This window comes from Candidatus Epulonipiscium viviparus (genome assembly GCF_030708075.1).
Lineage (GTDB): Bacteria > Bacillota > Clostridia > Lachnospirales > Cellulosilyticaceae > Epulonipiscioides > Epulonipiscioides viviparus.
Genome location: NZ_CP117982.1, coordinates 321,926 through 335,684, shown reverse-complemented (window position 1 = coordinate 335,684; position 13,759 = coordinate 321,926). Strand labels below are relative to the sequence as shown.

10 protein-coding genes are annotated in these 13,759 nt (G+C 32.6%); 6 read left to right on the top strand and 4 right to left on the bottom strand.

Annotation, left to right across the window (positions count from 1 at the left end):
• Positions 1-4: 4 nt before the first annotated feature.
• Positions 5-1,984, bottom strand: coding sequence for a methyl-accepting chemotaxis protein (locus PCY70_RS01105; RefSeq protein WP_305768113.1), 1,980 nt, complete (start codon positions 1,982-1,984; stop codon positions 5-7).
• Between the two features lie 160 nt (positions 1,985-2,144).
• Between PCY70_RS01105 and eno the strand changes: the two genes are divergently transcribed.
• From eno to PCY70_RS01080, 5 genes are all read left to right on the top strand, one after another.
• Positions 2,145-3,473, top strand: a complete 1,329-nt coding sequence (gene eno / locus PCY70_RS01100) for a phosphopyruvate hydratase (RefSeq protein WP_305768112.1) — start codon at positions 2,145-2,147, stop codon at positions 3,471-3,473.
• Positions 3,474-3,540: 67 nt separating this feature from the next.
• Positions 3,541-4,026 carry an Lrp/AsnC family transcriptional regulator gene (locus tag PCY70_RS01095; protein WP_305768111.1) on the top strand — a complete coding sequence of 162 codons (486 nt, stop codon included), beginning with the start codon at positions 3,541-3,543 and terminating at the stop codon, positions 4,024-4,026.
• Positions 4,023-5,189, top strand: coding sequence for an aminotransferase class I/II-fold pyridoxal phosphate-dependent enzyme (locus tag PCY70_RS01090; protein WP_305768110.1), 1,167 nt, complete (start codon positions 4,023-4,025; stop codon positions 5,187-5,189). The genes PCY70_RS01095 and PCY70_RS01090 overlap by 4 nt, the downstream gene beginning before the upstream one ends.
• A 100-nt stretch (positions 5,190-5,289) precedes the next feature.
• Positions 5,290-7,632 (top strand): hypothetical protein, encoded by a 2,343-nt coding sequence (locus PCY70_RS01085; RefSeq protein WP_305768109.1) that lies wholly within the window; start codon positions 5,290-5,292, stop codon positions 7,630-7,632.
• 235 nt (positions 7,633-7,867) lie between these two features.
• Positions 7,868-9,526 (top strand): methyl-accepting chemotaxis protein, encoded by a 1,659-nt coding sequence (locus PCY70_RS01080; RefSeq protein ID WP_305768108.1) that lies wholly within the window; start codon positions 7,868-7,870, stop codon positions 9,524-9,526.
• On the opposite strand, the gene PCY70_RS01075 is transcribed toward PCY70_RS01080, so the two are convergent.
• Positions 9,507-11,036: a glycoside hydrolase family 3 protein gene (locus PCY70_RS01075; RefSeq protein WP_305768107.1), complete on the bottom strand. Its 1,530-nt coding sequence runs from the start codon at positions 11,034-11,036 to the stop codon at positions 9,507-9,509. The two genes, PCY70_RS01080 and PCY70_RS01075, sit on opposite strands and share 20 nt — an antisense overlap.
• Before the next feature lie 30 nt (positions 11,037-11,066).
• Positions 11,067-12,212 carry an exo-beta-N-acetylmuramidase NamZ family protein gene (locus tag PCY70_RS01070; RefSeq protein ID WP_305768106.1) on the bottom strand — a complete coding sequence of 382 codons (1,146 nt, stop codon included), beginning with the start codon at positions 12,210-12,212 and terminating at the stop codon, positions 11,067-11,069.
• A 156-nt stretch (positions 12,213-12,368) separates the two neighbouring features.
• On the opposite strand from PCY70_RS01070, the gene PCY70_RS01065 reads away from it, so the two are divergent.
• Positions 12,369-12,533 carry a hypothetical protein gene (locus PCY70_RS01065; protein WP_010166306.1) on the top strand — a complete coding sequence of 55 codons (165 nt, stop codon included), beginning with the start codon at positions 12,369-12,371 and terminating at the stop codon, positions 12,531-12,533.
• 41 nt (positions 12,534-12,574) lie between these two features.
• Here PCY70_RS01065 and PCY70_RS01060 read toward each other — a convergent pair whose 3' ends face one another.
• On the bottom strand, positions 12,575-13,651 hold the full coding sequence (locus PCY70_RS01060; RefSeq protein WP_305768105.1) for a glycerol dehydrogenase: 1,077 nt from the start codon (positions 13,649-13,651) through the stop codon (positions 12,575-12,577).
• Between the last annotated feature and the right edge of the window lie 108 nt (positions 13,652-13,759).

Below are 13,759 nucleotides of genomic sequence, written 5' to 3'. Positions count from 1 at the left end.
CTCCTTAACTAATAATGAAATTGTCCATCTGAGACTTTAATACTTCTGCTTGAGATGCGAGCTCTTGACTAATTGCAACATTTTCTTGAGAAATTGCAGCATTTTTTGAAATATCTGTAGCTAAGTGATTTGTATCATCTACAATTTTGTGAAGTTCTTCACGTTGCCTTAATGCATGATCTCGTATATTTTTGGAAATTTTAGCAGAAGAAGTACTCGAGTGTATTATGTCATCCAAAACATTTGTCGTCAAGGCCACCATTTCTTCGCCTTTTTTTACATTCTCTAAATTGATACTAATAATATCGTATATAGTTTTAACAATTTCTGATGTTGTTCCAGAAAGTAATCTAATTTCATTTGCCACTATCGTAAACCCTCGACCAGCTTCTCCGGCTCTGGCGGCTTCAATACTTGCATTGAGTGCCAAAAGGTTCGTTTTGCTTGCAATACTTTCAACCTGATTAATAATTTCTAATATTTGATTGGTAGACTCGCTAATATGTTGCATTGCGTTAACCATATCGTTTGATACAGTTTTGCTATTGTGAGCTTTTGTAGCCATTTCAGAAATATTATTATAACTATTATCAATTTGTTCTAAGTTGCCTATAATTTCAGCTACTATATCACCTATATTGGATCTAAAAACATTTAAAAGATCTGATTGAGATGTAGTTAAACTTGCTAATTCAGATGCAGAACTAGAAATATTGGTAGCGGCATCGTTAACTTCGTTTGCAGAAAATGTAGTATCAGATAGTAAAGTTTTTAAACTATTGGAAATATCAATTAATGATGTTTTGATTGCAACAAAGTCTCCAATATATTTTTGTTTTGGAGTAGGTCTAAAATCTCCATGTGCATAATCTGCTAAAATACTGGATATTTCTTTAATATAATTATTGAGACTGATTGAAACAACATTTAAAGATCCGGTAAGAGTATCTAATTCTTTGCTATTTTTAGGGATAGCCGATACATTGACGTTAAGATTACCTTGGCTAATTTGAGTTAATGCTTCTGCCACTTGATTTATTGGCAAGATGTCTTTTTTTACAAAACGTGCAACTACAATGGTACTGAGGGCAAGAGTAGCTAAAATAGTTACTATGGCGACAGCTATTTCAGTTACAATAACCTGAGTAGTATGGTAGGTAGGAAAATTTGTAACTACCTTCCAAGTAGTGTGCGGAATATTATAATATCCACTATATACATTAATACCCGATGTAGTTATATTTGTGCTAATATTTCCTGGGGTATCTTTAAATAAATTCTCATAATCACTTACTGGTGTTTCCATATTAAACATTGTTCCGTCGAGTTGTGGTAGTAGATCTTTATTCGAATGCATTAAAATATCGTTGTTAGTATTTGCTATAAATGAATACAAACCATCTGATGTAGACAGGTTGTCTACTATTTCAGCTAATTTAGTTAATTGAATATCAATACCAATTACTCCTATGAAGACGTTATTGGAATCGACTAATTTTTTTGATAAAGATACGACGAGCTGACCGGTTGTAGCATCCACATAAGGAGAGGTCATATAAAAATCATTGGTCTTTAAGGCTTGTATGTACCATTCGCGAGCAGTTGCGTCATAATCTGCAGGAGGTATCCAATAGTCCGAATGAATAAATATCTGATTAGGTGTTCCGATATAAACACTGTCTATATCGGACAATAATGATTCTGAAGCAGCAAGTTCCTTTTGTAATAGTTCAAAATCAATTCCGTCTGTGTCATGTTCAATAGTTAGTGACAGAGTTTTTAAAAAAGCAATTTTTTCTTCTACCCAACCTTCAAATTGTGCCAGAGATGTGTTTAAAGTTTGATTAACATTGTTATGCGCATTTTCAAGAGTTAATGATGATAAGTCTACTACTTTAGTTAAAGCATTAATTGTAATTAATGTCATCATAAGATAATTTACACGCATTCTAATCTTAGATGACAATTTTTTTTGTTTTACCATTTTATTTTACTCCTTCTTTTAATATCTAGTGCATGTCTACAATATCATATTTTGCAAAAAATGGCAATAAAAATAATTTGATTAGTGTCTTTACTTTTTGGTAAAAATAGTTATAATAGTATTTGTAAGTAAATTCTTTAATTTGAAGGGAGTTATATTGATGAAAGGTTTTTTAGAGATTTCAGACGTATTTGCAAGAGAGGTACTAGATTCTAGAGCAAATCCTACTGTAGAAGTAGAAGTTGTTGTTAGTAATGGTACACAAGATTATATTGGTCGTGCAATAGTTCCTTCTGGAGCATCAACTGGTGAACGTGAGGCACTTGAGCTTCGTGATGGAGATTCTAGTCGTTATCTTGGAAAAGGCGTTCAAAAAGCCGTTGCGAATGTTAATGAAATCATTGCGGACGAAATTATTGGTTTGAATGTTTTAGATCAAGCTGCTATTGATAAAAAAATGATTAAACTTGATGGAACTGATGACAAATCTAAACTCGGTGCAAATGCAATATTAGGAGTTTCTATGGCTGTGGCTCGTGCTGCTGCTGAAGCGCTTAGTATGCCATTATATCAATATCTTGGTGGTTTTAATGCGAAAGTTCTTCCAGTTCCAATGATGAATATTTTAAATGGTGGAGAACATGCAGATAACACTGTTGACTTACAAGAATTTATGATTATGCCTGTTGGGGCTAGTTGCTTTAAAGAAGCACTTAGAATGTGTGCTGAGGTTTATCATGTTCTTAAAAAAGTTCTTCAAAGTAAAGGTCTTTCAACTGGTGTAGGCGATGAAGGTGGATTTGCTCCTGACCTTGCAACTTCTGAAGAAGTACTTGAACTTATTGTAGAAGCTGTTAATAAAGCTGGCTATATAGCTGGTGAAGATATTAAGATTGCAATGGACGCGGCGGCTTCTGAGCTTTACAATGATTCAGATGGTAAGTATTACTTTAAAGGTGAAAGTAAAATGAAGGGCGAAGAAGTGGTTAGAACTTCTGATGAACTTGTAGATTATTATGAAAACCTTGTAAATAAATTCCCGATTATTTCTATCGAAGACGGTGTTGGCGAAAAAGACTGGGATGGTTGGAAAAAACTTACTGACAGAATTGGTGATCGTGTTCAACTTGTTGGGGATGATTTGTTCGTTACAAATACAAGCATCTTAAAAGAAGGAATTAAGAAAAGTATTGGTAATTCAATCTTAATTAAAGTTAATCAAATCGGTACTTTAACAGAAACTTTCGAAGCAATTGAAATGGCAAATAGAGCAGGATATACTGCTGTTGTTTCTCATAGATCAGGTGAATCGGAAGATACAACTATTGCAGATATTGTTGTTGCATCTAACGCTGGGCAAATTAAGACTGGAGCTCCTTGTCGTTCAGATAGAACTGCTAAATATAACCAACTTCTTAGAATTGAAGAAGAGCTTGGTGATGTTGCCGAATATCACGGTCTTTGCTCATTCTTTAATCTTAATAAGTAATAAGAATATTTACTTCAAGAGAATAGCCGCGATTGTGGCTATTCTTTTTTTTTAAAGGAGACATAATATGAAGACTAGAATTTTGAAGTTGCTAGAAGAAAACTGTAAATATTCTCCACAAGATTTGGCAGTAATGTTAAACTCTACCGTCGAAGTTATCGAAAAATTGACTGCAGAGCTTGAGGAGGACAAAATTATTTGCGGCTATAAAATGCTTATAAATTGGGACAAAGTATCGGAGATTGATAATGTAACTGCTCTTATAGAAGTAAAAGTGGCTCCAAGTCGAGGCGAAGGCTTTGATAAAATTGCTAAACGAATTTATATGTTTAAGGAAGTAGAAGCTTTGTATCTTATGTCGGGTGGATTTGATTTAACTGTAATTGTTAAAGGTAAGAGTTTAAAAGAAGTTGCTATGTTTGTGAGTAAAAAATTATCTGCTCTGGACGAAGTTTTAAGTACTGGCACGCATTTTGTATTAAAGAGATATAAAGATCATGGCGTTATTTTTGAACAACACAAAAAAGATGAACGAATGGTGGTGTCTCCATGAATATAGCAGATAAAATAGCAACTAGAGTAGCAACAATGCCTCCTTCTGGGATACGAAAATTTTTTGATGTTGTAACAGAAATGGGAAATGCAATTTCGTTGGGGGTTGGAGAGCCAGACTTTGATACCCCATGGCATATTAGAGAAGAAGCAATATATTCTTTAGAACAGGGTAAAACTGTGTATTCTGCAAATGCTGGAATGTTGCCTTTACGACAAGAAATTAGCAAATATATGAAACGTAAATTTGATTTATCTTATAATGAAGCTGATCAAATTCTTGTTACAGTTGGAGGTAGCGAAGGAATTGACGTTGCGCTAAGAACGTTACTAAATGGTGGAGAAGAAGTTTTGATTCCAGAACCATCATTTGTTGCGTATATGCCATGTACAGTATTCGCTGGAGGAGTGCCTGTCCCTATTGCTACAAAAGCAAAAAATGAATTTAAACTGACGGCACAAGAATTAGAAGAGGCTATAACTGAAAAATCTAAAATCTTAATTTTTCCATATCCTAATAATCCTACAGGTGCTATTATGGAAGAAGATGAGTTGCAGGCTATTGCAAAGATCGTTAAGAAACATGATTTAATTGTACTTTCAGATGAAATCTATGCAGAACTCACTTATGGAACACGCCATGTTTCGATTGCTAGTGTAGAAGGAATGTATGAACGAACAGTTATACTGAGTGGACTTTCGAAAGCATATGCAATGACAGGATGGAGAATAGGATATGCTTTAGGACCAGCTGCTGTTATTGGAGCCATGACAAAGATGCATCAATATGTTTTGATGTGTGCACCAACAACGAGCCAATATGCGGCAATGGCGGCTTTAAAAGATGGCGATGAAGATATTGAGCATATGAAGGAGTCATATGATGTTCGGAGAAAGTTAATGATAGAGGGATTTAGAAAGATGGGACTTTCTTGCTTTGAACCCAAAGGAGCTTTTTATGTATTTCCTTCGATTAAAGAAACAGGAATGAATAGTTTGGAATTTTGTGAAAAATTGCTTCAAGAAGAAAAAGTGGCAGTAGTACCTGGAGATGCATTTGGAAAATCAGGTGATGGTTATATTAGATGTTCGTATGCGTATTCGGTAGCTGAGCTTAAAGAAGCTTTAATAAGAATTGAGAAATTTGTCAAAAAATTTATATAATAGACCAAATGAGGGATAAAGAGTATACTTTATTCCTCATCTTGACATACTTTCCCAAATAGGCTAAAATAAAATTAAATTTAAATTAGGAGGAATTATTATGGCAACTACACCAGCTAAATCAGCTGCACCGGCTAAACCCACCAAAGAAGCATTACAGTATTGTACTACTTTAATTAATTACGAAACAATTAGATTAGGAAAAGTTAAGTATGATAAAAAGATGTTAAATGATCCTAATAGAGGTCATTGGGAAAATACAAATATACCTTTTAGAGAATGCACTGGAACATTTTATCGTGACCCTGTTTTAGATATTAAGGAAGGCTACATAGGAATAAATTTTGGTTCAAAAAATGTTACTGTTGCAATGCTAGATGATAATTCTTTAATTTCACCATTGCGAATAGGTGCTAGAGATTTGCAAAAACCAATTAATAGAAATGATTTTCAAATTCCAGCAATTTTACATTTCAAAAATTTAGAAAATTTTTTGCAAGATTATAACTCATTAATAGGTAGACCACTTACAAAGTGGGCAGATGTTGCAGCATCTCATACTGTATTAGCAGAATATTGGAGAGCTTCAAGTCAGATATTTTCAAATTTTATGTATGATATAAAACCATGGGCGGGTAGAAATAGTGGACATTTACGTATTAAAGATAAAGTAAAAAAGACATATGATTTACCACCATTTTTAGAAATTTCAGAAAATGAATTTAATCCAGTAGAAGTATATGCATATTATTTAGGTTCACTAATTAATAATATGAATAATGGTATTCATCTTAAATATATTTTAGCATGTACGAAGTCATTTAATAAAGACGTTGTAGATAAAATATTAGAATCTTTTACCAACGGAATTAAAAAATCTTTACCAGTATCAATATTAGAAAATGAAGAAGTGATGCAAAAATTTAGTGTAGAATTGGGAATTGATGAAGCGACAGCATATGCTTTAACTGCACTTTCTGGATATAATTTTCAACCTAATATTCAAGAATCTGTATTTTATGGAGTGTTCGATATAGGTGCGTACACTACAGATTTTGCATTTGGATCATATAAACCTTCGGAAGAAGATAAAAGATATACATATATGTTGGATGAATTAGGAGCTAGAGGAAATAAATATTTAGGTGGTGAAATTTTATTAGAAGCAATGGCTTATGAATTACTTGTTCAAAATCAAAAAACACTGTTAAAAAAGCGTGTTCAATTTACCAGACCTAAGGATGGCAAGAGATTTATAGGTGAAGACGCATTTATTAGTAGCTCGGAAGAAGCAAAGCGGAATACTGTTATAATGATTGATGCTTTAAGACCTCTTTGGGAAAATATGACGCGTATTAACACCAAGATGAAAGTCATGTTATTTGATAGGGAAGGTTTTAAACGTAAAATTAAGTTTAAAATAAAAAAACGTGAATTATTAGGTATTTTAGAAGAGCGTATTGATGCTGGACTAAAAGATTTTTTTGAATTTATCAAAAATACGTGTAATAAATTTAATGTTTATCCAGAAAAAGTTAATATATTTTTAGCTGGAAATTCTTCAAAGTCCTTAATGGTAGAGCATTTATGTAAAAAAATTTCTAAAGATTCAGTGATAGAATGGAATATAGAGCTTTTAGATACTTATAACAAGAAAATGGAACAACTTAGAGAAGAGGCCAAAATAGCTAGTGAAGAAGCTAGGTTAGAAAGAGAAAGATTAGAGCTGGAAGCCAAGTTAGCTGCAGAGGAAGCTGCAAAATTAGCTGAAACAGAAGAAACAGAAGAAACAGAAGAAACAGAAGAAGTAATTGAATCGGAGGTATCTGTTGTAGAAATAAATATTGAGCCCGAAGAAAAGGCATCGACAAAGGAAACTGTATCTCCTCAAAAAATAATTTTAAACGAGAACATGTATGAAATATTCCCATATATTGGTACAAATAATAGTTTAGATAAAATGAAAGAGAGACGTATTGCGATTACAGAAAATAACTATTTTGCAACTATGGGTGCTATGGGTGTTGCCTTTGGAGTTTTAAAAGGACGTCAAGGAGGAAAAATTTTAGTTAATGATTATAGTCTTTCTGAAGATGGACACATCCAATTTCAATATTATGTGGGAGATTGTGATGCAAATAACCAATTGCAAGTATTAATTACGCCTCATACACCTTATGGTCAATGGATTAAGTATATTCCGGCAACTTCATTTGAAACAGAAATATACTATACAATTTACCCAGCTTTTAAAGGTAAAACTCTCAATATTAGTAAGGCAAAAAAAGCTGTTCTAAGAATAGAAGAGGTGGATATTGATCATAAAGGATTTATATTTATTAGAGCTATTAGTCCATCTAAAGTGGAGTATATGTCAGGATCTGATGAACTGGGTGAAATAGTTCCTAATGGTGAGATTCGTGAAATTATTTTAGATTATTAAAATCAGTAGCTTTCCTTTTGATATTATAAATATCTTGAGGGAAGTTATTTTATTTAAATATTTAAAGAATATAATATGGCTGTGCTTAATAAATATATTAAGAATGATTTTTAAAATCAAAAATAAGAAAAAAACAGTAACTAAAAATAAAATATGACACATTTTGGCTGTTTACAATTTGCTAAAAATGGATTATAATGTCATGGTAAAAAATATTTTATAAGGAGTGATATAAGTGAAGTCAATAGAATTAAAAAAATTGATTTATGGTATGAGTATCTTGGTGTTTAGCTTAAATATAGTTTTATTGATTGTAATTCTTTTTTCATTTAATCGTATGTCTCTTTCAAAAGAAACATTGTCTGTGGAAAATAATATTATCGATCAATTACATAAAGCTGAAATTGTACATTATGAATGGTCAACAGATCTTTTAAGTGCGATTTTGAACGGAGAACCTTTTGAAGGAAGTTTAGATTCCGAAACGTGTGATTTAGGTACATATATGTATAGTCCTGAAAATAGAAATAATGCAGACATTATTAATTTGACCAACGCTATTGAAGAATATCATGATGCCATTCATAATAATGCATACAAAGTGATGGACGCTTTAAACATTGGTATTGACGAAGCTATAAATGAGTATTTAATAAACATAAAACCAAATATGGAAAAGTTAATTCAAGAAATAGATATATTAATAGCGGAATCGGAACACAGAATATTGGAATCCGAAGAAGAATATGATGTTATAGAAATGACTAGTTTAATAACAATTATTATATCGTTAACTATAATTTCCGGTATGCTATATATTTATTTTAGATGGATTAGAACTGATATTCTTGTAAATATCATTAAAATGGAAATAGGGCTAGAAGAGCTTTCAACAGGAAACTTGAAAGGTAGAGTAAACCTTAAAACTAGATTTATCGAAATTCAAAAAATGAATGATATGTTTAATTTTTCAATGAAAGAATTGTCAAAATATGTTAATTCTTTAAGTGATTTATTGGCTGATTTTGCAAAAGGAGATTTTACTCATAGTACAGAAATCGTGTTTCTTGGAGATTTTGAAGAAATAATAGTTTCTATTGAATTATTTAGAGAAGAAATTAGTAAATTGTTAATTAACATTACCACTTCTAGTGAGCATTTAAGTCAGGGAGCGGAAGATATTTCGCAAGGTGCCCAAGCGCTTGCTAAAGGAGCTGAAGACCAAAATCTTAGTATTTCAGATTTGTCTAATTCACTTAATGAGATATCTGATCAAATTAAGTCTTCGTCTGAGTATGCTACTAATGCTCGTATATTAGGCGAAGAATCTAGCCTGATTATTAAAGATAGTTCTAATAAAATGGCAGGAATGCTTAATGCAATTAATAAAATTTCTGTGGATTCAAAAGATATTCAAGAAATTATTAAAACTATTGATGACATTGCATTTCAGACCAATATTCTTGCTTTAAATGCAGCAATTGAAGCGGCTAGAGCTGGTGAAGCCGGCAAAGGGTTCTCTGTTGTAGCTGAAGAGGTTCGAAGTTTAGCTCAGAAATCGACTCAAGCCGCAAAAGATACGACTGGTTTGATTGAAAATACAGTTAATAATATCAAAGAAAGTGAATCACTTGCACATACTACCGAAAAAGCATTTGTAAAAATTTCGGATAGCTCAAATCAAATTACAAATTTAATTAAAGAGTTGTATCAAATAGCTACTACTCAAGTGGTAACTGTTGATGATATGAATAAAAGTATGGCAGATATAATGGATGTCGTAAATACGAATGTTTCGACAAGTCAAGAAAGCGCAGCAATTAGTGAAGAGCTTGCCGCAAACTCTGAAAGTTTATACAATTTGACAACAAAGTTTAAGCCACAAAAACTTTAAATAATATTTTAAGTAAACTATCCATAGATAATGGTGTATATTCAAATACTTGCACCGTTGTTTGTGGATTTTTTAGTAAATTAATATCATATGGATTACGCATGGCAATGCAAATTACTTGATTGTGCTCGGCAAGGAGTTTATTGGCAAGCTCTATTTGAGAATGCATAAACTGTGCGTTATATAAACACAGGATTATAGTATCATAAATTTGACTCTTTTGAATAATCTCATTTATTGACTTTATGGAAAGATCGGATTCTAGCTTGATTGAATCTGCTATCACGTGTTCAGCAGCATATGAAGCAAAGTTTGGAATATACCATAGACCATCTACTCCGGTTAATCCTCTGGAATCAGGTGCAATTATTAGTAATTTTCCTGGATCTATAGGTAATGAGATTCCCTGTTCGATTACTTTTATGGCATTTTTGCTAATTTTTTTTGCCAATTTTATAGCAGCAGGTGGGTTAAGCTTGTTGGCAATGTCTGCGATATTACGTTTTAGATATTCGTCAACATTCAGAACTTTCTTGATTGACAAAATACGATCAGCCGCAGTATCGATTTTAGCTTGTAGTTTCATATTTTGTTCGGCTTGTATTAAGGTTTCTTCGAGAGCTTCTCTTTGTAATTTTTCTGTATGACTTATACACACTATATCTGCGCCAGCCGCTATTGCCATAACACTAGCTTGTTGAGTAGTATATGTGTCACTGATGGCTTTCATTTCCATACAATCTGTGATAATTAAATTATGGAATCCTAAATCTTGTCGTAGCAAATTAGTTAATACCAGTGGTGAAAGTGTGGCAGGATATACCGGTTCATAAGCTGGAAAAATTATATGAGCAGTCATAATACTTTTAACTCCAGCATCGATTGCAGCTTTAAATGGATATAATTCCACTTTTTCTAGTCGTTCTTTGCTATGTGGAATACAAGGCAAAGTTAAATGAGAATCGATGGCAGTATCGCCATGACCTGGAAAATGTTTTGCTGTTGAAATTATACCTGCGTCTTGAAATCCTTTTATACAGGCTAGTCCCATATTAGTGACTGTTTCTGGATTTTCACCAAAACTTCTAATGCCTATTATTGGATTATTCGGATTATTATTGATATCTAAGCTAGGTGCCAAATTATAATTAATTCCAAGTGCTTCTAACATTTCTCCAGTATACTTTGCAACTTGATAGATTTCTTCTTCGGTTGCTCCATTGGCTTGTGCCATATTGCCAGGAAAAGTACATACCCCCTCTCCTATGCGTGTAACCATTCCATTTTCTTGATCAATTCCAATAAACATGGGAACTCCATTATATTTTATAGCTAATTTTTGTAAATTTTGGATGAGCTTTAAGATTTGTTCTGGAGTTTTGCAATTGCGTTCAAATAAAATTACATTTCCTACATTAAAATCCTTAATCAAATTTTCGATATGCGAATTTATTTTTGTATCATCAAAACCTACTATAAATAATTGCCCAACTTTTTGCTTTAATGTCATAATATCTGTCCCTTCTAAGATAGGTGTATATTAGTATAGATGATATTTAGATTTATCTTTTTTATATTGTTTATTTTCAGATTCCCATTTGATATATAATGCTTCGGGATTAAAATCTGATGTGCGCACTGTATCGGTCCCTGTGTTATAATCAATCATTGGTTTTCCAGTTGCTGTATATGGTGCAGCAAATTTAAATTTATCTGAATTGCGCTGACGAATTTCTTTTAATAAATATAATGCAATTTTTATAGGTTGAATTTCATCACGATTGATAATATGAAGCTGTACCCCTTGACATAATTGGTTTTCATACTTGGAAAAGGTAGGTGTAAAATATATAGGTCTAAAATATATACCTGGTAACGATTTTTCATTTAAAGCAATGGCTAGTTCTTCTGCATTGAGCCAAGGGGCTCCAACGAGTTCAAATGGAATGGTAGTGCCACGTCCCTCAGAAATATTAGTTCCTTCAAATATGCAGGTGGCATTATATAATAGAGCAGTATTGAGAGTAGGCATATTGGGGGAGGGCATAATCCAATTTAATCCGGTGTTATCATAGTACATATCGCGTGTCCAATTTTTCATTTTTACTACGGTTAATTGGGTATTAATATTAAATTCTGAATTAAAATACAGAGCTATTTCGCCAATTGTAAGTCCATATCTATAAGGAATAGGATATAGTCCGATAAATGATCTAAATTCTTTGTGAACTAAATTTCCTTCCACTGCAGAACCGCCTACGGGGTTAGGTCTGTCAAATACTATTATTTCTTTGCCCCATTCTTTGCATGCTTGCATACAATAAGCTAATGTATACAAGTAGGTATAAAGTCGTGATCCAACATCTTGAATATCATAAACTAATATATCAACATCTATAAGCATATCCTGAGTTGGTTTTTTATTTTTGCCATATAAAGTCCATACTTTGGTACCAGTTTTAGCATCAATATAAGATTCAACTTTTTGACCCGCTTGAATATTTCCGCGAACACCATGTTCTGGAGAGTATAATGCTGTTAAATTTGTATATTGTGCAAATAAATCAATTGTGGATATAAAATCACTATTTATTCCTGTTGGATTTGTAATGAGCCCAACTCGCTTATTGTCAAATAAATACATAAATTCTGCAAGTCTATCGATACCTAATATAACTTTTGCCATTTAATTGACCCTTTCATAACGTAAAATAGATGAATTGTAATATCTTTTTTATACTATAGTTAACAAAATTTTTCAAGGAGATAATAACTGGAAATTTTACAACGGATTAAATATTAACAATTTGGGTAATATAATTATTATATGGAGGTGTTTTATATGCTGAGACGAAAAAAATATGCAGGAGTATTGCAATCAGAAGAAGAGGGATTTAGTTTTCCGGTTTGTAATAGTATTGCTATAGACATTCAGGCGACCAATGTAGCTGAATTAGAGATAAAATCTCAAGCGGAAATCAAAGTTGAACAAAAAGAATATCAATAATAATATGTTTCTCCCTTTTTCAATTAAGGGAGATTGGCGGATTATTGACCTAATGCATCTGTAATTAAAATTGCACCATACACATCGTCGGCAGTTACTTTAAATGGCAAGTTGTGTATAGTTTCTGTTGAAGCCGTTGCTGCTTGCGCAACTTGTTTGATTTTGTTAGGATTAATTTTTTTGATGCCTAATTGCTTTAATGTAGTAGGAAGACCGACAGATTTACAGAAATTGATTACATCAGAAAGTTCTGGAGCATCTTCTAATACCAATTGTACTATTGTACCAAAAGCAACTTTTTCACCATGATACATATTGTGGCATTCCTCCATTACGGTAAAGCCGTTGTGAATTGCATGTGCTGCAGCAAGTCCGCCACTTTCAAATCCAATTCCCGAAAGAAGAGTATTTGCTTCTATAATGTTTTCAACTGCTTTAGTACAAATTTTTTGTTCAATAGCAATTTTGGCTTTATAACCATAATTTATTAATGTTTCATAACATAATTTGCCAATACCTTGAGCTGCAAGAGTGGATTCGCCTCCGGCACAAGATGTAGCACCAGAAATTTTGCAGGCCCTTGCCTCAAAGTATGTGGCTAACGCATCTCCCATTCCCGAAATTAAAAGTCTTGCTGGAGCATCAGTAATTACTTGAGTATCAACTAAAACTAAATTTGGATTTTGTGGCAAAAATAGATACTCTTCAAAAACACCTTGGTCAGAGTATATAACAGTAAGCGCGCTACATGGAGCATCAGTAGAAGCGACGGTAGGAAGAATGATTATTGGACATTTTTTATAGTATGCTACTGCTTTTGCGGTATCCAGAATTTTTCCGCCACCAACACCAATGACATTATCGCAATTGTTTTTATCGAAAAGTTCTTGAAGTCTATTGATTTCGTTTTTGCTAGATTCTCCCTTAAATGTTTCAAATATAGGAGTAATATCTTGGTCTAGGAGCGTTTTTTCTATAACAGCCATAAAGCGTTTTATGCCCGATTCACTAATCAAAATTAATGATTTTTTGCCATAATCTTTTACATATGAACCTAGTTGTGCCATTTCATTTTTACCTTGGACATATTTTGATGGTGATATAATTATATTTGCCATAATTCTCTCCTTATTATCAATATTAATTGCATATTTATAATACTATACGCTAGATGACACTGTCAACGGCATAAAAAATATAGAGCACAAATGCACCCTATATCCTTA